The sequence below is a fragment of the Pseudomonas sp. ICMP 8385 genome (genome assembly GCF_002699915.1).
Classification (GTDB): domain Bacteria; phylum Pseudomonadota; class Gammaproteobacteria; order Pseudomonadales; family Pseudomonadaceae; genus Aquipseudomonas; species Aquipseudomonas gessardii.
This window is the reverse complement of the sequence record NZ_LKBY01000113.1, coordinates 262,311-282,494: the sequence shown is the minus strand read 5'-3', so window position 1 is coordinate 282,494 and position 20,184 is coordinate 262,311. Positions and strand designations below refer to the sequence as shown.

Here is a 20,184-nt window from a genome sequence, read left to right as displayed (position 1 = left end):
AGATCAAATGGGGGAGCGGTGCTGTTGTGCCGCCACCCGCTCGGCCACGTGGCGCAAACTATCGAAGTTGATATTGGCCCCGGAGTTGATCGCCACCAGCGTCTGCCCCAGGGCCCCGCTGCGTTTCACATAGCGGCGGATACCAGCCACCGCCAGGGCGCCGGAGGGCTCAGTGATGGCGCGGGTGTCGTCGTAGATCAGCTTGATCGCGCTGCACAGTTCATCGTTGCTGACGGTGATGACTTCATCGACATGGTGGCGGCAGATTTCAAAGCCATAGGCGCCGATCTGCGCCACGGCGGTGCCATCGGCGAAGTTGTCCACACTGGGCAAGATCACCCGCTCGCCTGCACCCAGGGCCGCCAGCAGGCAACTGGAACCTTCAGGCTCCACGCCAATCACCCGTACTGTTGGCCGCAGGTATTTGATATAGGCGGCGATCCCGGCGATCAGCCCGCCGCCACCGACCGGGACAAAGATCGCGTCCAGCGCGCCTTGTTGCTGGCGCAGGATTTCCATGGCGACGGTGCCCTGCCCGGCGATCACATCGGGATCATCGAAAGGCGAGACAAAGGTGGCCCCCGACTGCTCGGCCAACTGCAACGCATGGGCCAGGGCAAATGGGAAACTTGCGCCCTGCAACACCGCCTCGGCGCCTCGCGAGCACACGCCCAGCACTTTCAATTCGGGCGTGGTGCTGGGCATCACGATCGTCGCCCTGATCCCCAACTCACGTGCCGCCAGGGCCACGCCCTGGGCATGGTTGCCCGCCGAAGCTGTAATCACCCCGCAGGCCTTTTGCGCTGCGGTCAGTTGCACCAGCTTGTTGTAGGCGCCACGGATCTTGAAGGAGAACGTCGGCTGCAAATCTTCGCGCTTGAGCAGGACCTGATTGCCGAGCAGCGCCGACAGCGCCGGGGCCGCCTGCAAGGGCGTGCGTATCGCCAGGTCGTAGACCGGCGCGGCGAGGATTTTTTTTACGTATTGCTCAAGCAGCAAGGGGCTACTCATGGGGGACTCCTGGCGTTTGACAAAGCCCAGGAGACGGAAAAACAAAACCCGCCTCTAGGGCGGGTTTGGGTACAGCCGAACGCTATCCCGCCAAATAAGGAATGGCGGTAATAATAATGCTTGGCTGGGAACGATAGGTTTGCAAGGTCATGCCGCAAAACTAACCGGCGCTCTGTGGCAAGTCAACTCTGGGGGTTTACGAGCGATATACGAAACGTATACGCTTTGTATATCAACCCTACACAGTGAAGCTCATGGGCATCGTCAAGATCACCGATCAACTGCATGAACAAATCCGCCTGGCCAGCGCTGCCATGGACCGTTCGATCAACGCCCAGGCGGAGTTCTGGATCAAGATCGGCCTGTTGGCCGAACTCAATCCGCACCTGGCCTACAACGACCTGATCAACAAGCTGTTGCTCGACAAGCCCGACCTGATCCGGGGGCGCAGCCGATGATCAAGACCCCTGCACAGATCGCCGTGATGCGCGAAGCCGGCCGCCTGCTGGGCCAGGTCTTCAGCATGCTCGACAACCGGGTCCGCGCTGGCCTGACCACCCTGGAGCTGGATGCGGCAATCGAGGCGTTTATCCGCCAGGACCTGCAAGCGCGCCCCGCCAGCCTTGGGCAGTATGACTACCCCTTCAGCAGCAACACCTCCCTCAACGAGGTGGTGTGCCACGGCATGCCAAGTGCCCGGGACGTGTTGAAGGACGGCGACATCCTCAATATCGACATCACCCTGGAAAAAGGCGGGTTTATTGCCGACGCCAGCAAGATGTACATGATCGGCGCCGTCGCGCCCAAGGCACGGCGCCTGGTAGAGCAGACCTTCGAGGCGATGTGGGCCGGTATCCGCCAGGTCAAGCCCGGCGCACGCCTGGGGGATATCGGCCATGCGATCCAAAGCCACGCCCAGGCCAATGGCTACAGCGTGGTGCGCGAGTATTGCGGCCACGGGATTGGCCGGCAAATGCACGAAGAGCCGCAAATCCTGCACTTCGGTCGCCCAGGCACCGGCTTGATCCTGCGCGAAGGCATGGTGTTCACCATCGAGCCAATGCTCAACCAGGGCAGCGCCAAGGTGCGCAGCCTCAAGGACGGCTGGACCGTGGTGACCCGCGACAACAGCCTGTCAGCCCAGTGGGAACATACGGTGGCCGTGACCGCTGAGGGGTTTGAAGTACTGACGCTACAGGCGGGAGCCTAGGTTACCCCGCTTTCCCGCCGCCCCTGGCCACCCGCCTGAGCCCCAACACCATCCCTGCGGCGCCCAACGCCATCGCCAGCAGAAACAGCGGGTACGCCACCCACCACGGTGTACCCGCCGTCATCATGCTGAACTCGGACATGCCGCCAATGCTGGCGATCAGGTTCAGCGGCAGGAACACCACGTTGATCAGCGTCAGCTTGCGCAACAGGTTGTTCATGCTGTTGTTCATCAGGTTGCCCCGGGCGTCGATCAGCCCCGAGAACACATTGGAATAGATCTCCGCCTGCTTGTAGCACTGGTGGTTCTCGATGATCAGGTCATCGATCAAGCCCAGGGTCTGCGGGCTGAAATGCTCCTTCTCGGCGTGGTTACGCAAGCGCGTCAAGACCGCGCCGTTGCTGTGCAGCGCGTTGATGTAATAGATCAGGCTCTCGCTGAGGCTGAACATCTGCATCAGGTGGCGGTTGCTCATGGAGGCGTTGAATTGCTGCTGCAACTCCCGAGCGACCAGCTTGATCACCTTGAGGTGGCCCAGGTAGTGGTGAAGGTTGTTCAGCAGCAGGTCCAGCAACACGTCCAGCGGCGTATGCAACGGCCGCCGCGCGCCCAGGCCGGACAGTTGGCTGTCGTCGGTGGCAATCACCAGCAGGCGGTCCGGGGAAAACAGCAAGCCACAGGACGACACTTCAAACACCAGGTTGCTGCCCCCGGAGTAGTTTTGCGGGCGCTTCCAGATCAAAAACAGGTTGTCTGGATGGAACTCGATACGCGACACCTCGTCCGGGTCCAGGGCCGATGCCAGCGCGTGCTCATCAACCTTGTAGCGCTCGCGCAGTAATTCACGCTCATGGCTGTCGGGGTTGTTGAACAGCAGGATCTCGGCATTTTCGCGCTCGCTGCGGCGCAGCGCGCCTTCGCGCAGTTCAAAGCCGATCACCAGCCCTGGCCCTGGCGCTTGAGCTCCAGGCGGCGCACGAACTCTTCCAGCACCAGGGAATACAGGTCGTCCTGCAAGTAGGCATCTTCGATCCCGGCATCCATGTTCGGGTTGTCGTTGACCTCGATCACCACCACCTTGTCGCCGGACTGCTTCAAGTCGACACCGTACAAGCCATCGCCGATCAGGTTGGCGGTCTTGACCGCCAGCTCCACCACGGCCTTGGGCGCCTCGTGCACCGCCAGGGTCCGGCACTCGCCGTTGATATCCTGGCCGATAGCCTTGTGGTTGTAGATCTGCCAATGGCCCTTGGACATGAAATATTGGCAGGCAAAGATCGGCTTGCGGTTGAGTACGCCAATGCGCCAGTCGTACTCGGTATAGAAAAACTCCTGGGCCAGCAGCAACACCGAGTGCTCGAACAGCTCGGCCGTGGCGGTCAGCAGCGCTTCCTGGCTTTCTACCTTGATCACCCCCCGGGAGAAACAGCCGTCGGGGATTTTCAGCACCAGGGGGAAGCCCAATCGCTCCCCCACCCGCTCGAAATCTTGCGGTCGCTCCTTGTACAGAATCTCGGTGGCGGGCATGCCCAACTGATGACTGTTGAGCAGGTCCGTAAGGTAGACCTTATTGGTGCAGCGCAGGATCGACGCCGGGTCGTCCATCACCACCAGCCCTTCACTCTCGGCTTTCTTGGCGAAACGATAGGTGTGGTTGTCGACACTGGTGGTTTCGCGGATCAACAGCGCGTCGTATTCGGCCAGCCGTGCGTAGTCCTTGCGCTCGATCAGCTCGACATCGATGCCCAAGCCCTTGCCCACCCGCACGAAATTATCCAGGGCCTTGGCATTGGACGGCGGCAACTGCTCCTGGGGATCATGCAGGATGGCCAGGTCATAACGGGCCAGGCGCTTGGAGCGCGGTTGGCGCCAGATCCGGCGGCTGAAGTTGTCCAGGGCATGGGCGAATTGATCTTCCTGATCATCACGCAACTTATGTAAGACCCCGGACTTGATGCCTTCGATATGCCAGCCGTTATGCTTGCGGAACTCAACTAACAGGATGGGGGATGGGAAGGCTTCAAATAACTGCCGGGCTAAATCTTGCAGCGGTTCAATATTGGTCCGACCGAAATAAAGTGTCAGGGTAAACCCTTCGGTATTGCTGTAAAGATGATGACTCAATGCTTTATCGAGGGTTTTATCCAGGTCATCCAGGGCCAGGCCGTACAGGGATTTTTTCGTCAATTCACTGATGGTACGCACCGACGGAATCACCTTGTGCCCCCGCGCTTCGGCCAGCAGCGAGCAGTAGTAGCCATGCCCCAGGTACTTGTAGCTGCGGCACAGGTTGATCACCTGCACCCGTTTGCCCGCCTCGTTCTCCCGGGAGTGTTCGAGGTATTCCTGGGCGGTGACTATATCTTCGCTGGGGAAGTACGAGGCCCAGTCTTCCTTGCGCTCAACAATAATCACGACTTGGCTTGGACTCTTGGGCTGTGTGGAAAAATATCCGCTGGAAGTGATTGTCGCCGCGACGCTTTGCTCGGATACTTCTCGCCAATGACTTTGTACCGCTGACATATTGATTGATCCGCTAGAGAACTTGACCTTTTCTATTAAGCACGATCTTTCACGGAAGTCTCGTTTAGTTACGCAACTTTTACGGCGGTTATATGACTCTTTGTTTTCGCATTGCAACCCTTGATGACGTGCCGGCGCTGGTGGCACTGGAACAGCACTGTTTCACCACCGAGCGTCTGTCCACCCGCAGTTTCCAGTGGATGATCAGCCGTGCCCATGGGCAGTTGCTGGTGGCCGAAGACACCGGCCACTTGCTCGGTTATGCCCTGGTATTGTTCCATCGCGGCACCTCGCTGGCGCGCCTGTACTCCATCGCCATTGCCGCGCCTGCCCGGGGCATGGGCCTGGGCAAGCAACTGCTGGCGCGCATCGAAGCCTGTGCCGTGGAACACGACTGTGCCTACCTGCGCCTTGAGGTGCGCACCGACAACCCTGGCGCCATCGCCCTGTATGAGCGCAGTGGCTACCGGCGCTTTGCCCTGATCAACGACTATTACGCCGACCATACCGACGCCCTGCGCCTGGAGAAACGCATCCTCCAGCACGCTGACGCCCGGGCCTTGAGCGTGCCCTACTACCCACAGACCACCGATTTCACCTGCGGCGCCGCGTGCCTGCTGATGGCCATGGGCGCCCTGGTGCCGGGGCGTGAGGCCCAGCGCCGCGAAGAACTGCAGATCTGGCGCGAAGCAACCACCGTGTTCATGACCGCCGGCCACGGCGGCTGCAGCCCCCAGGGTTTGGCCCTGGCGGCCTGGCGTCGGGGGTTTCGCGTGCGCATGCAGGTCAACGTGCGCGGGCCGCTGTTTCTCGATGGGGTGCGTAACCTGCATAAAAAAGAGGTCATGCGCCTGGTGCATGAGGGGTTCGAGCAAGAGTTGGCCAACAGCGAGGTGCAGCAGGTGTTCGGCGGTGCGTTGGACCTGGCACAGGTCCTGGGCGAAGGCGGCCAGCCGCTGGTGCTGATCAGCAGCTACCGGCTGACGCGCTCCAAGTCACCGCACTGGGTGATCGTGACCGACTGCGATCAGGAGTTTGTCTACCTGCATGACCCCGATGTGGACCATAGCCAGCATCGCCAGCCCATGGACTGCCAGCATTTGCCGGTCAGCCACGGGGAATTCGCGCGGATGTGCCGCTTTGGCAATAACCAACTGCGTGCGGCGGTGGTGCTATACGGGTAACGCCGTCGCCCTGGCGCTGCCGGTCGCCGCGGCCTTGGCCTCCAGTTCGCGCACCAGGGGCAGCACGCGCTGGCCAAAATACGCCACCTCTTCCTGAAAGTGCAGGAAGCCCGCCAGCACCAGGTCCACCCCCACCGCCTTGAGTGCGACGATGCGCTCGGCAATCTGCCGGGGCGTGCCGATCAGGTTGGTCTTGAAGCCGTCGTTGTACTGCACCAGGTCAGCGAAGCTGGACTTGGCCCAGTTGCCCTCGCCTTCCGGCGAGGCCTGGCCCGCCTGCCTGGCGGCATCGCCAAAGGCATTGACCGCTTGCGGGTCGGCCTTGTCGATGATCTCGGCCAACACCGCCTGGGCCTCCTCTTCGGTGTCACGGGCGATCACAAACGCATTGACCCCGATCTTGACCGAATGGTGATTGACTGCGGCCTTGGCGCGGATATCATCGACCTGGGCCTTGATCCCCTCAGGCGTATTGCCGTTGGTGAAATACCAGTCCGACACCCGCGCCGCCATATCCCGCGCGGCCCGGGAGCTGCCCCCCTGGAAAATCTCCGGGTGCGGTTGCCCCAGGGGCTTGGGCTTGAGGGTGTAATTGTTGAAGCGATAGAAATCGCCCTTGAAGGTGAAGTCATCCTGGGTCCAGATGCCCTTCAAGGCACGGATGAACTCCTCGGAACGCCGGTAGCGCTCGTCGTGCTCCAGCCAATGTTCGCCGATGGCCTGGAACTCGCCCTTGAACCAACCACTGACGATATTCACTGCGACCCGGCCATGGGTCAGTTGATCGATGGTCGCCAGTTGCTTGGCCGCCAACGCCGGCTGCCAGGGGCCCGGCAGGATCGCGGCGATCACCTTGAGCGTACGGGTAGCGGCCAGCAATGCATGGCTGAAGGCCACGGATTCATGCTGATATTCGGCGCCGTAGCCGGCGGTGAAGCGGATTTGCGTCAAGGCGTACTCAAACCCCGCCGCCTCGGCCAGTTGGGCCAGTTTGCGGTTGTAGTCGATGCCCCAGTCGGTGCGTTGCTCGACGTTGCTGACCACCAGGCCACCACTGACATTGGGCACCCAATAGGCAAATTTCACGGCTTGCTGAGTCATGGCTCGGTACCTCGCACACAGGGGATGTGCAGGGTGTGGAGCAGTAAGCATGCCAGCGCGGGCAAAGCCCCGTGGCTGGGGCGTTCGACCGCTCCGGGCCCGGGCGCGGCAATGTTGCCCTGGCGGGTGGTTTGTTGGATCACTGTTGCTGGCACAACACCTGGCTCCTCTTGGTGAGGGTGTGTTGCAACAGTCGCCCTGGCAAGCGGTTATCGGTAAGCTATCGGACTTTCGCGCAGCCCCTTTCTGCGCCTCGCCGAAAATAAGTCGCCTCCATGCCTTTTGAACTCAGCGTTGACCTCACCACCCTGGCCATCCTCGCCGTGGTGGCCTTTATTGCCGGTTTTATCGATGCCATTGCCGGCGGCGGTGGCTTGCTCACCACCCCGGCCTTGCTCACCGCCGGTATGCCACCCCATCTGGTGCTGGGCACCAATAAATTGAGTTCGACCTTCGGCTCGGCCACCGCCAGCTTTACCTTCTACCGACGCAAGCTGTTCCATCCGCGCCAGTGGATGCACGCCATCGTCGGCACCCTGGTCGGTGCGATGCTGGGAGCCATCGTTGCCCATTACCTGCCCGCCGAGTGGCTGAACAAGATGCTGCCGGTGATCGTCTTCGCCTGCGGTATCTACCTGTTGTTTGGCGGCACGCCCAAGGCGCCGCTGGATGCCGATGCGCCGATCAAGAAGAAATGGCAATCGACCCAGGGCTTCGGCCTGGGCTTCTATGATGGCGTGGCCGGTCCCGGCACCGGCGCGTTCTGGACCGTCAGCACCCTGTTGATGTACCCCGTGGACCTGGTCAAGGCCAGCGGCGTGGCACGCAGCATGAACTTCGTCAGCAATGCGGCGGCGCTGTCGGTGTTTATCTTCAACGGTTCGGTGGACTGGATTGTCGGCCTGAGCATGGGCCTGTCGGTGATGGTGGGCGCATTCTTTGGCGCCCGCAGTGCCATCAGCGGCGGCGCCAAGTTCATTCGCCCGGTGTTTATCACCGTGGTCCTCGGCCTGACGGTGCGCCTAGCCTGGCAGCACTGGTTCAGCGTGGCCTAGACGGCGCGCCACATACAGGTCGATAAGGTAGCGGGCAATCGAGCGCGAGGCCGGCAGCGGCGGCAACTGGTGGACGTTGAACCACTGCGCATCTTCAATCTCATCGGCCTGGGGCACGATCTCGCCCCCGGCATACTCGGCGTGAAAGCCCAGCATCATGGAATGGGGGAACGGCCAGCACTGGCTGCCCACGTACTGGATGTTCTGCACCTTGACCTGCACTTCCTCGCGCACTTCGCGGATCAGGCAGTCTTCGGCAGACTCCCCAGGCTCGGCAAACCCGGCCAGGGTGCTGTAGACCCCGCTGACAAAACGCGGCGAACGCGCCAGCAGAATCTCATCACCACGGGTGATCAGCACAATCATGCTCGGCGAGATGCGCGGGTAACTGCGCAGGTCGCAGGCCTTGCAGAACATCGCGCGCTCGCGCGGCACCTGCACCATCGCCTGGCCGCAACTGCCACAAAAACGGTGCTCGCGGGCCCAGGTGCCGATTTGCGCGGCATAGCCCAGGACGTTGTACAGGCGGTGATCGTCTTGCAGCATAAAGGCGCGCAGGCCTTGCCAGCGGCAACCCGGCACCTCGCCAGGGCTGTTGAGTTCCAGCAGGTACACCGGCTCGCCGTCCAGATGACCAATGCCATGTTCGGCCATCACCGACAGGTCCTGGCGCTTGAGCCAGGCCCTGGGAAACAGCGGCCCGTTATCGTCGCGTAAAAAACCTTCGCGACTCCGGGCCACAGCCCAGCCGCCCGGGGCCTCGTTGTCCAGTAGCGTTGTAGTGATCCAGCCTGGGGTCATGTTCAGTCAATCCACGAATTCGGGTTTCTGCTTGCTCATATGGGCCGCAATGGCCACGCGCAGGTCGTTGGATTGCAACATAGCCGCGTTCCAGGTGGCAACGTATTCCAGGCCGTCGTTGATGCTGTGGTCACGCATGTAGCTGATCATGGCCTTGGTGCCGGTTACGGCAATCGGCGATTTGGCGGCAATTTGCGCAGCCAGCTCCAGCACCCCGGCCAGCAGGCTTTCATGGTCGGCAAAGATCCGGTTGACCAGGCCGATGCTGCGCGCTTCTTCGGCGCCGAAGGTACGGCCGGTGTAGGCCAGTTCGCGCAGCATGCCGTCGCCGATGATGCGCGGCAGGCGTTGCAGGGTGCCGACGTCGGCGGCCATGCCGATGTCGATTTCCTTGATCGAGAATTGCGCGTCGTCAGCGGCGTAGCGCATGTCGCAGGCGCTGATCAGGTCGATGGCGCCGCCGATGCAGTAGCCCTGGATCGCCGCCAGCACCGGCTTGCGGCAGTTATCCACGGCGTTGAACGAAGCTTGCAACTGTAGGATTTTGCGCCGCAGCAAGCGCGCATTGCGCCCCACGTCCTTGCCGAACTCATTGGCCACCGAGGCCAGCATCATCAGGTCGATGCCCGAGGAAAAATGCTTGCCGGCACCACTCAATACCACGGCGCGCACGGCGTCGGTATCGTCGATCCATTGGAAAATCTCGACGATTTCGCTCCAGAACGCCGCGTTCATGGCGTTGATTTTTTCCGGGCGATTGATCTGCACATGGGCGACGTTGCCGTGGAGCTCGACGACAAAGGCTTGGTATTCGGACATGGCAGTGATCCTTGACTGGCGGCTGATAAGGCCCGAACTATAGCAAGGGTGCGTCAAGGGCGGTAAGGCTGCGCATGTGCCAAAAGCAGGACTGCATAAAAACCCCCATCAATGTGGGAGCTCTAGACAGACAGTTAGGTGGGCAGCCACAGGCGCAGGCGTGCGCCACCCAAGGGCGAGGCCTGGGCGGTGAGTGTGCCGCCCTGTGCTTCGACGGCCCGGCGGCTGATCGCCAGGCCCAGGCCGAAGCCGCCGGTGGCGCGGTCGCGGCTGCGGTCCAGGCGGTAGAACGGCTCGAAGATCCGCGCGCGCTGTTCCTCGGGGATGCCAATGCCGTCGTCATCCACCCAGATCTCGCAGCCCTTGGCGCAAACCTTGACGCCGATCTGGATACGTCGTTCGCAATAGCGCATGGCATTGCGCAGCAGGTTTTGCAGGGCGCGGGCGGTGAGGCGTGGGTCGAGGGTAAAACGCTCCACGGCGCAGTCCAGCACCACATCAATCACGATCTCGGGGTTCTCCAACTCGTCGTCGATGCTGCCCAGGATGCTGTCGATAAACTCATCGAGCACCACCTCCACCTGCTCGGGCAGTTGCGCCGGGTTTTGCAGGCGGCTGTAGGACAACAACTCCAGCACCAGTTCATCCAGTTCGCGGATATGCGCCACCAGGCCTTGCAGGCGTTCGCGGCTGGCCGCCGGCTGGTCTTCGGACAACGCCAGGGCCAGGCCGAAGTCCAGGCGGGTCAGCGGGGTACGCAGTTCATGGGACACGGCGTTGAGCAGGTCACGCTGCTGGTTGAGCAGGTGCTCGATGTCATTGGCCATGGTGTCGAACACCGCCGCCAGGCTGCCGATGTTGGAGCTGGGGGGGATGTGCGTGCGCTCTTCCAGATGGCCACGGCCCAGTTGCGCGGCGGTGGCCTTGAGGCGTTCAAGGTCGCGCCAGTGCGGGCGCAGCCACAGCAACAGCCCCCCCAGCAACGCCGCGCCAATCAGCACGTTCATGGTCCAGTACAGCAGGTTCATGTCCAGCGGGTCGGGCGGGATGGTCAGCTTGACCGCCAGTTGCCCGTTGAGCGGCGAGCTGATTTCTTCCATCCAGCCCCACTCCCCCAGGCGGATCACCGGCTTGCCCTGCTCCAGCAACTGCTCTTCGGCCGGTGTGTAGCGGGCATCCTGGCGATGCAGCAATTGCACTTTCAGCGGCGCAAAATCCCGGGCCAACTGGGCGGTGACCTCCGACCAGCGCTCCACCGGCCGGCTGTGGTACTGGCGCACGATCAGGCTCTGCAAGCCCCGGGACTGTTCGATGGTGTAGTTCATGTAGCGATGATGGAAGACCTCGATGATGCCCATGGGGATCAGGTAGATCGCCGCGCTGTACGTCACGATGGTCAACAGGTAGAGACGGATCAGGACCCTGAACATGCTGTCAGCATTCCCACTCGGAACGGCTGAACAGGTAGCCCTTGCCCCACACCGTCTTGATCTTGCGCGCCTCGCCGGCATGGTCGTCAAACTTGCGCCGCAGTTTGGAAATGGCCACATCCACCGAGCGGTCGGTGCCGTTGAACTCGATGCCCCGCAGGCGTTGCAGGATCTGGTCGCGGCTAAGCACTTCGCCAGCATGCCGCGCCAGCACCACCAACAGGTTGTATTCACCGCTGGACAGCTCCACCGCCTGGTCGCGCCAGGTCACCGAACGTTCCGACAGGTCGATGCACAGGTTGCCCATCAGGATCTGGTCATTGGCCGCCTGCGGCTCGCTGAGGCTACTGCGGCGCAACAAGGTGCGCACCCGGGCCAGCAACACCCGTGGCTCGCAGGGCTTGGTCACGTAGTCATCGGCGCCCATTTCCAGGCCCAGTACCTGGTCGTGGCTGTCATCGCGGGCGGTGAGCATCAGGATTGGCAGGCCGGCCGAGTCGGCGCGCAGCAGGCGGCACACTTGCAGGCCATCCAGGCCCGGTAGCATCAGGTCGAGGATCACCAGGTCCGGCGGGTTGAGCCTGGCCCGCTCGCGCACATGGTCGCCACGGCAGAGCACGTTGACGTGATAGCCATTGCGTTCAAGGTAACTGGCAATCAGCTCGGAGAGCGCGGCGTCGTCTTCGACCAGGAGGATGTTGGGCATGGTGCTTCCAATTAATACAGTTTCACATTAGATCGTCATTGATCAGAGGAGCTTGTTAGGATCCACAGCCGTGAAGGATATACGCACGGGTGATCGAGCGCGCTCGCACCTTACATTTCTTCACACACCACCTACACAGCTTCACAGCACCAAGCCGGGGGCGCCCGTAGGATGCGCCAGTCAATATTGGGATAAGAGCATGTCAAAGAATCTGTTTGCGCCGTTTTGCCTGTTGGCACTGACGTTGGCCCTGAGCGCGTGTGACAACTCCGCAGGCGACGCCCCGCAAATGCCCCTGGCCAAGGTACGCATCGAAACCCTCGAAGCCAAGCCCCTGTCCATCAGCAGCGAGCTGAGCGGGCGCATTGCCGCGCCGCGCATTGCCGAGGTGCGCGCACGGGTCGCCGGCGTGGTCTTGCAGCGGGTGTTCAAGGAAGGCCACGACGTCAAACAGGGCGAGGTGCTGTTCCGTATTGATCCGGCGCCGTTCAAGGCCGACCTCGACAGCGCCCAGGCCAGCCTGCGCAAGGCCCAGGCCAACGCCTTCCAGGCGCGCCTGCAAGAGCAGCGCTACAGCCAGTTGGTCGAAGGCAATGCCATCAGCGCCCAGGACTACGACAACGCCCGCGCCGCCGCCCGGCAAACCGCCGCCGATGTCGCGGCCAACCAGGCGGCGGTGCAGCGCGCCAAGCTCAACCTCGGTTATGCCACCGTGACCGCACCGATCTCCGGGCGTATCGGCCGCGCGCTGGTGACCGAAGGCGCCCTGGTGGGCCAGAACGAAGCCACGCCCATGGCGCTGATCCAGCAACTGGACCCGATCCACGCCGACCTGACCCAGTCCACCCGCGAACTCAATGACCTGCGCCGCGCCTTCCGCGCCGGGCACTTGAAGCAGGTGGGCCAGGACCAGGCCAAGGCCACGTTGATCCAGGATGACGGCAGCCTCTACCCGTTGCCGGGCAAGTTGCTGTTCGCGGAGATCTCCGTGGACCCCGGCACCGGGCAGATCATCCTGCGTAGCGAATTCCCCAACCCGGACCTCGACCTGCTGCCTGGCAGCTTTATCCGCGTGCGCCTGGAACAGGCCGTCGACCAGCAAGGCCTGAGTGTGCCGCAGCGCGCAATCACCCGCGACAGCGCCGGTATCCCCATGGTGTTGCGGGTGGACGCCGAGCAGAACGTCAGCCAGCAGCCGGTGGAGTTGGGCGCGGCGATCAATGATCGCTGGGTGGTCAACCGCGGCCTGAAGGCCGGAGACCGCATCATCGTCGAAGGCCTGCAACACGCACGCCCGGGTGAAAAAGTCGAAGTCGATGCCAGCCCCGAGCCTGTCGCCCAGGCAGCCGGCCAGTAATCAAAGGGATCAGAGACAATGCCGCAGTTCTTTATTGACCGCCCGATCTTCGCCTGGGTGGTCGCCTTGTTTATCCTGCTGGCCGGCGCCCTCGCCATCCCGCAGTTGCCCGTGGCGCAGTACCCCAACGTCGCACCGCCGAAAGTGGAAATCTATGCGGTGTACCCAGGCGCGTCGGCGCAGACCCTGGACGAAAGCGTGGTCAGCCTGATCGAGCAGGAGCTCAACGGCGCTGATCACCTGCTGTATTTTGAATCCCAGAGCAGCCTCGGTTCGGCCACCATTACCGCGACCTTCCAGCCGGGCACCAACCCGGAAATGGCCCAGGTCGACGTGCAGAACCGCCTCAAGGCGGTGGAGCCGCGCCTGCCGCAAGCCGTGACCCAGCAAGGCCTGCAGGTGGAGAAAGTGTCCGCCGGTTTCCTGTTGCTGGTGACCCTGACCTCCAATGACGGCAAGCTCGATGACGTGGCGCTCAGCGATTACCTGGCGCGCAACGTGATGAACGAGCTCAAGCGCCTGGACGGCGTGGGCAAGGCGCAGTTGTATGGCGCCGAGCGGGCGATGCGCATCTGGATCAACCCACAGAAGCTGATCGGCTTTAACCTGACCCCGGCCGATGTCAACGCCGCGATTGCGGCACAGAACGCCCAGGTCTCGGCCGGCAGCATCGGTGATTTGCCTGGCACCCACACCCAGGAAATCACCGCGTCGATCCTGGTCAAGGGCCAGCTCTCGACCCCGGCCGAGTTTGCCGACATCGTGCTCAAGGCCAACCCGGACGGCTCCACCGTGCGCATTGGCGATGTGGCGCGCGTCGAGATCGGCAGCCAGGAGTACCAGTTCTCCACGCGCTTGAACGGCAAGCCGTCCACTGCCATCGGCGTCCAGTTGACGCCCGGCGCCAATGCCTTGAACACCGCAACCCTGGTGCGGGCGAAGATGGACGAGCTGTCGCGCTACTTCCCGGCCAATGTCGAGTACAAGATCCCTTACGACACCTCGCCGTTCGTCAAGGTCTCGATCACCAAGGTGATCTACACCCTGGGCGAGGCGATGCTGCTGGTGTTTGCGGTGATGTTCCTGTTCCTGCAGAACATCCGCTACACCCTGATCCCGACGCTGGTGGTGCCGATTGCGCTGATGGGCACCTTTGCCACCATGCTGTTGCTGGGCTTCTCGATCAACGTGCTGACCATGTTTGGCATGGTGCTGGCCATCGGCATCCTGGTGGACGATGCGATTGTGGTGGTGGAGAACGTCGAGCGGATCATGGTCACCGAAGGCCTGTCGCCCAAGGAGGCCACGCGTAAGGCCATGGGCCAGATTACCGGGGCAATCATCGGGATTACCCTGGTGCTGGTGGCGGTGTTCCTGCCAATGGCCTTTATGCCAGGCTCGGTGGGGGTGATCTACCAGCAGTTCTCCCTGTCGATGGCGACCTCGATCCTGTTCTCGGCGTTTCTCGCCCTGAGCTTGACCCCGGCCCTGTGCGCCACCCTGCTCAAGCCGATTGCCAAAGACGAGCACCATGCCAAGGGCGGGTTCTTTGGTGGGTTCAACCGCCGCTTTGAACAACTGACTGACCGCTATGAAGGCTGGGTCGCCTATGCCCTCAAGCGCAGCGGCCGTTACCTGCTGATCTACCTGGTCTTGCTGGTGGGCCTGGGGTTCCTGTTCAGCCGCCTGCCCGCCTCGTTCCTGCCGGTGGAAGACCAGGGCTACACCATCACCGATATCCAGTTGCCACCGGGCGCGAGCAAGAACCGCACGGTGCGGGTGGCCGAGCAGATCGAGGCGCACAACGCCAGCGAGCCGGGCGTTGGTGATACGACGATGATCATGGGCTTCAGTTTCTCCGGCTCCGGGCAGAACGCGGCGCTGGCGTTTACCACGCTCAAGGATTGGTCAGAACGCAGCAGCGACGACTCGGCGGCCTCGATTGCCGATCGCGCCAACATGGCCTTTACCGAGCTCAAGGATGCGATGGCCTATGCCGTGCTGCCGCCGCCAGTGGATGGCCTGGGCACCTCCAGCGGCTTTGAGTTCCGCTTGCAGGACCGCGGTGGCGTGGGGCATGCCGCGTTGATGGCGGCGCGCACCGAGCTGCTGGCGGCGGCGGAAAAAAGCCCGATCCTGGCCAATGTGCGCGAAAGCGCCCTGGCCGAGGCGCCACAAGTGCAGCTTGAGGTGGACCGCAAGCGCGCCAATGCCTTGGGCGTGTCGTTTGCCGATGTGGGCAACCTTCTGTCCTCGGCCATTGGCTCGGCCTATATCAACGACTTCCCCAACCAGGGGCGCATGCAGCGCGTGGTGGTGCAGGCCGAAGGCGACCAGCGCAGCCAGGTTGAAGACCTGATGAAGATCCATGTGCGCAACAACGTCGGCAAGATGGTGCCGTTGTCGGCGTTTGTCGAAGCGCGTTGGGTCCAGGGCCCGGCGCAGTTGACCCGTTACAACGGCTACCCGGCCATTGCCATTTCCGGTGAATCGACGCCAGGGCACAGCACCGGCGAGGCCATGGAAGAAATCCAGCGCCTGGTCAGCCAGCTGCCGGCGGGCCTGGGTCAGGAATGGACCGGCCTGTCCTTGCAGGAGCGTTTGTCTGGCTCCCAGGCGCCGCTGTTGTTGATGCTGTCGCTGTTGGTGGTGTTCCTGTGCCTGGCGGCCTTGTATGAAAGCTGGTCGATCCCCACTTCGGTGTTGCTGGTGGTGCCATTGGGCGTACTGGGCGCGGTCATGGCGGTGTCGCTGCGCGGCATGCCCAACGATGTGTTTTTCAAGGTCGGCCTGATCACAATCATCGGGCTGTCGGCGAAAAACGCGATCCTGATCATCGAATTTGCCAAGGACCTGTATGACCAGGGCGAAGACCTGCTCGACGCGACGCTGAAGGCCGCACGCCTGCGCCTGCGACCGATCATCATGACCTCGCTGGCATTTATCCTCGGTGTGGTGCCCTTGGCGATTGCCACCGGTGCCAGCTCGGCGAGCCAGCAGGCGATTGGGACCGGGGTGATCGGCGGGATGATCACCGCGACCCTGGCTGTGGTGTTTGTGCCGGTGTTCTTCGTAGTCGTCATGAAGCTGGTGCGCAAACGCAAAGGTTGATCAGCCTCCTGTAGGCGCCGGCAAGCCGGCGCCTACAGAAATAGGCTATGGTGCTCACCTATCCTGTGTTTGTGAGCCCCCATGCCCTTTCTCGCCCGCACCCACCCTCGCCTGTCCGCCGCTGCCGTGCTTGGCCTGGCGATAGGCATCCTCGCCCCCTTCGACGCCCTCCTCACCCAAGTCCTGATCGGCTGGAACGCCGGGGTCTGGACCTACCTGGTGCTGATGCTGCGCCTGACCATCCGGGCCAAGGCCGAGGACGTCAAGCGCATCGCCGAGGTCGAGGATGAAAACGCCGGCCTGGTGTTGTTCATGGTGTGCATTGCCGCGATTGCCAGCCTGGTGGCTATTGCCGTTGGCCTAGCCGGCAACAAGGACCTGGGCACTGCCGAACGCTTGCTGCATTACGGTTTTACCGGGGTGACGGTGATGGGGTCGTGGCTGCTGATCGGGGTGATTTTCAGCGTGCATTATGCCCGCCTCTATTACACCTGGGAGGGCAAGGAGCCGGCATTGCGCTTTGCCGAAGGGTTGCTGACCCCCAACTACTGGGACTTCCTGTACTTCTCCTTCACCATCGGCGTCGCCGTGCAGACCTCGGATGTCGGTGTGGCTACCCGGGCCATGCGCAAGGTGGTGTTGGGGCAGTCGTTGATCGGGTTTCTGTTCAATACGGCGATACTGGGGTTCTCGATCAATATTGCGGCGGGGTTGTTCGGTTAGCCTAAGTGCCAAAAAGTCTTAAAACCAGTCAGCTTAGACTGTCATTCCTGACAGTAGAAAAACCTTTGAAAAGGCGTCTAATGATATCGAGCCAGGTTTGGGGGCCGGTTCCAGGACATTCATAAGTCACTCCTTTCGTCCCCTGTTAGTTTTGACAGTTTACAGCCCAGGCCTACTGCTATTTCATGACTCGAACAGAGCCGTCGAAACCTCTGTGACTCGCACAATCATCAGCGATGGAGAAGCGATCATGACCGTACCCGCGCAACAGTTGTCCCCTGAGCAAAAAAAGTTGCTGTACCCCAAGCCCCTTACTGCAACAGGCACATTCAACGCAACTATCGATGCAATACCGGTCCACTTTCAGACCTTGACCCTGGTGCATGACCGTGACGCGGCCATCTACCGCCTTGTAGCACGACATGCTGATCACGCAGTCACGGTGAAAAAAATCACGATTGAACTGCCCGATATCATTCGCGAGGCGCAGGTCATAGACCTGAGTAAGTGGCAGTCCAATAAGGTCAATGTCTGGTATGCCGTCAAGTCCCCTACGATTCATTACGTCGTGCGATGCTCCACGGGTACTTTGATCATTAATGGCTTGGAGGGCGGCATCATCAAAATCAGCGGCACGCTGGATGGCACCACCGATGAAGATGTCAACGGGAACACCCACACACTAGAAGTCAATTTCGACGTAACCAGTTGATCGCTTATGCAAGAGCAAAAAAAACGCCCGTATCTTTCGATACGGGCGTTCATAAGCGTCAAGTCTTTACCAACTGTAGCGCACACCTACGTTGGCGCCCCATGGCTGCTCGACCTTGCCGCCGCTGCTGTGCTCAAGGTCGGCGTGCAGTTGCAGATTTTGCGACAATTTAACCGCAACGCCCGCACCAAACTCAGCGCGTGAACCCGACAGGTCGTTGTTGAACACATTGTTGTTGACCTTGACCTTATTGTTATTGGCAAACTCATGCACCATTGCCGCCCGCAGGTAGGGCTGGACCACGCTGCCACTGTCGAGCTGGATGTCACGCCCCACCGTCGCACCGGCCTTGGCCATGATCGAACGGGTGCGCTCGCCATCGGCGTGCAGGCCATTGTCCAGGTTGTAGTTGGCGCCCTGGATTACCACGGTGGACAGCTGCGCATATGGCTCGACAAAAAAACCGTCGTCCAGCTTGATATTGCGGCCGAACTCCGCCGACAGACCGCCACCCGTGTTGGCGTACTTGCCCTTGGATTTGGTGCCGTCACTCAAGCCGACCTTGGACTCGTTATGGAAACGGTTGAGCTTGGCCACGGCGTCGAAATACAGACCGCTCTCTTCATCCAGCCAGGTTGCATAGGCACCCACGTAGTAGCTCTTCACCGTGCCTGACGTACCGCGCTTGAGGTTCAGGTCCGACGTACTATGGCCGGCCATCACACCCACCAGCCACTGGCTGTCGGCCAACGGTGTGTCAGCACCCAGGGTAAAGCCCTGCTGGCTCTGGTTGTAGCCAACCCCGGTGCTCTCGGCCACCTTGTACTTGTTGCCATAACCACGCATCCACACACCTGCCTGGCCAGGCTCGAAGCGCAATTCGCCCATGCGCGTACGCAGGGAGGTCGCCTCGCCGTACCAAACAGTGGGGGCGGTATTGAACAGTGCCATGACCGAGCGAGTCGCCGGGCTGATCACGCGATTGTTCGGGTCGAGAAACCAGTCGGTGCCCTCCTTTTTCAGACCATAGGAATAGGCACCCACGTCGACAACATCGCCCACCAGTGAGAACTGCGCGTCGCCCCCGCCGGTATGCACGATACGAATCTCTTCGGGGCTGACCGGCTCCACACCGCTGGCTTCGAGCAACAGGCTGTGATTACCGTTGGCCTCGCCGCTGATATTCAGGAAGTCCGTCATGCCGTTGGCAAAATCGGTGCCCATGACGAAGGTGCCGTTGCCGTCGAGGCTGTCCAGGTCCAACTGATAGAACGCATCGGTATGACCGAATATCACCGTACCGTCCACCAGGTTCAAGGCCCCCACCTGGCTGTCGGCGGTCAACTCCCAGTACGACCCGTTGCCTACGTTCAAGCTGGTGACATTCTGCAGTTGGCCTTTGAGCCCGGAGCTGTTTTCCAGGTTCAAACGCGCCGTGCTGCCATCTTCGACGATAACGTCGCCTTTCAACCGGCTGTTATCGACATTCATGTTCGCCTGGGCACCGCCGTTGACTTCCAGCAGCACGCCATTGCCACCGGTCAGGGTTGAGCCATTGCGCACGTCGATTTCAACTTCCATCTCCTCGCCAGGGTAACCTTCGACGACAATGGCCGAGCCGCTGCGCCCTTCGACGCTGGAGTTATTCAGCACCAGTTTGCCGGCACTGCTGTTGCCAACGTCGTTGGTAAACAACACGCCACTCTTTGCGCCAATGATGCTGCTTTGGCTGGCCGTCGCCGTTGCACCGTCGAGCCACACGCCATAACTATCGGTGCCGGTGCCTTCGACCACGGTGTTCTGGTTGAAGTGCAACTCAGCATTGCCGCTGGCTATTGCCCCGCTCTTTTCCCCCCGAATGATGCTATTGAATACTTGGGCAATGCCGCCCTTGCCGGAATTGAAACTCTGGAACGCCTGCAGACCGAAAGTTGTGTTGCTGGTGATAGCACTGTTGCGAATGATGGCCGTACTGTCATCCAGGCGCACCGCCCCCCATATCGAGTGGTTGGATTCAACAGTGGCACCGTCAACGTTGACGGTGGAGCCCTGCGTCGCACGGATATCTTCGATCCGGCTGCCGGCATTGACATTCAACCTCGAGTCGTTGGCCAGGATATGTCCGGCGCGAGCGCCATTGACGGTCAGCTCGGACTTACGATCCAGCTGCCAATCATTTTTCAGCTCGTGGGGGCCAATGGTCTTTGACTCACCGATCAGCTGACCGGCTTGGACGTTTGTGTGCACCGCTGCAAGCAAAAGCACGCTAATGGCTGGAACATGCATCATCTTGCTCAAGGGCTTGAGCTCGAATCGGGTAGGTAATGACATCGGGGTTCACTCTCTGGGTAGCGCCTCTAAAAACGGCTTGGCTCGTTTCCGCGGAATGAAGCCTCACCTCTGTAAGGCGCAGAGGTTACGTAGTGAACATACTGATGACT

The 20,184-nt window shown here is 61.4% G+C and carries 17 protein-coding genes; 8 read left to right on the top strand and 9 right to left on the bottom strand.

What is annotated here, in order from left to right; all coding sequences use genetic code 11:
• Positions 1 to 3: 3 nt before the first annotated feature.
• On the bottom strand, positions 4 to 1,011 hold the full coding sequence (gene ilvA / locus AO268_RS21685) for a threonine ammonia-lyase, biosynthetic (protein WP_099169797.1): 1,008 nt from the start codon (positions 1,009 to 1,011) through the stop codon (positions 4 to 6).
• A 254-nt stretch (positions 1,012 to 1,265) separates the two neighbouring features.
• Between ilvA and AO268_RS21680 the strand changes: the two genes are divergently transcribed.
• Together AO268_RS21680 and map are read left to right on the top strand one after the other, a co-directional pair.
• Positions 1,266 to 1,469, top strand: a complete 204-nt coding sequence (locus AO268_RS21680) for a ParD-like family protein (RefSeq protein WP_076961023.1) — start codon at positions 1,266 to 1,268, stop codon at positions 1,467 to 1,469.
• Positions 1,466 to 2,221, top strand: coding sequence for a type I methionyl aminopeptidase (gene map, locus AO268_RS21675; RefSeq protein WP_099169796.1), 756 nt, complete (start codon positions 1,466 to 1,468; stop codon positions 2,219 to 2,221). Before AO268_RS21680 ends, map begins: the two co-directional genes overlap by 4 nt.
• A gap of 1 nt (position 2,222) precedes the next feature.
• On the opposite strand, the gene AO268_RS21670 is transcribed toward map, so the two are convergent.
• Together AO268_RS21670 and AO268_RS21665 are read right to left on the bottom strand one after the other, a co-directional pair.
• A complete protein-coding gene (locus AO268_RS21670; RefSeq protein WP_076961147.1) occupies positions 2,223 to 3,164 on the bottom strand; it encodes a magnesium transporter CorA family protein in 942 nt (313 codons plus the stop codon).
• The gene (locus tag AO268_RS21665) at positions 3,158 to 4,744 is read right to left on the bottom strand and encodes a RimK family protein (RefSeq protein WP_076961025.1); all 1,587 of its coding nucleotides are present in this window, start codon (positions 4,742 to 4,744) and stop codon (positions 3,158 to 3,160) included. The genes AO268_RS21670 and AO268_RS21665 overlap by 7 nt, the downstream gene beginning before the upstream one ends.
• A 92-nt stretch (positions 4,745 to 4,836) precedes the next feature.
• On the opposite strand from AO268_RS21665, the gene AO268_RS21660 reads away from it, so the two are divergent.
• Entirely contained in the window at positions 4,837 to 5,928 is a 1,092-nt protein-coding gene (locus AO268_RS21660) for a GNAT family N-acetyltransferase/peptidase C39 family protein (protein ID WP_099169795.1), read from the top strand.
• Here AO268_RS21660 and sfnG read toward each other — a convergent pair.
• Positions 5,917 to 7,029, bottom strand: a complete 1,113-nt coding sequence (gene sfnG, locus AO268_RS21655; RefSeq protein WP_099169794.1) for a dimethylsulfone monooxygenase SfnG — start codon at positions 7,027 to 7,029, stop codon at positions 5,917 to 5,919. The two genes, AO268_RS21660 and sfnG, sit on opposite strands and share 12 nt — an antisense overlap.
• A 275-nt stretch (positions 7,030 to 7,304) precedes the next feature.
• Between sfnG and AO268_RS21650 the strand changes: the two genes are divergently transcribed.
• Complete coding sequence (locus AO268_RS21650) at positions 7,305 to 8,084, top strand: TSUP family transporter (RefSeq protein WP_099169793.1); 780 nt, start codon at positions 7,305 to 7,307, stop codon at positions 8,082 to 8,084.
• Here AO268_RS21650 and nudC read toward each other — a convergent pair.
• The 4 genes from nudC to AO268_RS21630 form a co-directional block, all read right to left on the bottom strand.
• A complete protein-coding gene (gene nudC, locus AO268_RS21645; RefSeq protein ID WP_099169792.1) occupies positions 8,052 to 8,885 on the bottom strand; it encodes an NAD(+) diphosphatase in 834 nt (277 codons plus the stop codon). The genes AO268_RS21650 and nudC overlap by 33 nt on opposite strands.
• A gap of 6 nt (positions 8,886 to 8,891) precedes the next feature.
• Positions 8,892 to 9,704 carry a crotonase/enoyl-CoA hydratase family protein gene (locus AO268_RS21640; RefSeq protein ID WP_076961030.1) on the bottom strand — a complete coding sequence of 271 codons (813 nt, stop codon included), beginning with the start codon at positions 9,702 to 9,704 and terminating at the stop codon, positions 8,892 to 8,894.
• A gap of 134 nt (positions 9,705 to 9,838) precedes the next feature.
• The gene (locus AO268_RS21635) at positions 9,839 to 11,134 is read right to left on the bottom strand and encodes an ATP-binding protein (protein ID WP_076961031.1); all 1,296 of its coding nucleotides are present in this window, start codon (positions 11,132 to 11,134) and stop codon (positions 9,839 to 9,841) included.
• 4 nt (positions 11,135 to 11,138) lie between these two features.
• Positions 11,139 to 11,840: a response regulator transcription factor gene (locus AO268_RS21630; protein WP_076961032.1), complete on the bottom strand. Its 702-nt coding sequence runs from the start codon at positions 11,838 to 11,840 to the stop codon at positions 11,139 to 11,141.
• Positions 11,841 to 12,039: 199 nt separating this feature from the next.
• On the opposite strand from AO268_RS21630, the gene AO268_RS21625 reads away from it, so the two are divergent.
• The 4 genes from AO268_RS21625 to AO268_RS21610 all read left to right on the top strand — a co-directional run bounded on the left by AO268_RS21625 (position 12,040) and on the right by AO268_RS21610 (position 17,743).
• A complete protein-coding gene (locus tag AO268_RS21625) occupies positions 12,040 to 13,197 on the top strand; it encodes an efflux RND transporter periplasmic adaptor subunit (protein ID WP_076961033.1) in 1,158 nt (385 codons plus the stop codon).
• An 18-nt stretch (positions 13,198 to 13,215) separates the two neighbouring features.
• Positions 13,216 to 16,308, top strand: coding sequence for an efflux RND transporter permease subunit (locus tag AO268_RS21620; protein WP_099169791.1), 3,093 nt, complete (start codon positions 13,216 to 13,218; stop codon positions 16,306 to 16,308).
• Between the two features lie 81 nt (positions 16,309 to 16,389).
• A complete protein-coding gene (locus tag AO268_RS21615) occupies positions 16,390 to 17,031 on the top strand; it encodes a DUF1345 domain-containing protein (RefSeq protein ID WP_076961035.1) in 642 nt (213 codons plus the stop codon).
• 250 nt (positions 17,032 to 17,281) lie between these two features.
• Entirely contained in the window at positions 17,282 to 17,743 is a 462-nt protein-coding gene (locus AO268_RS21610) for a hypothetical protein (protein ID WP_099169790.1), read from the top strand.
• A gap of 66 nt (positions 17,744 to 17,809) precedes the next feature.
• On the opposite strand, the gene AO268_RS21605 is transcribed toward AO268_RS21610, so the two are convergent.
• Positions 17,810 to 20,074 carry an autotransporter outer membrane beta-barrel domain-containing protein gene (locus AO268_RS21605; protein WP_099169789.1) on the bottom strand — a complete coding sequence of 755 codons (2,265 nt, stop codon included), beginning with the start codon at positions 20,072 to 20,074 and terminating at the stop codon, positions 17,810 to 17,812.
• Positions 20,075 to 20,184: the final 110 nt, after the last annotated feature.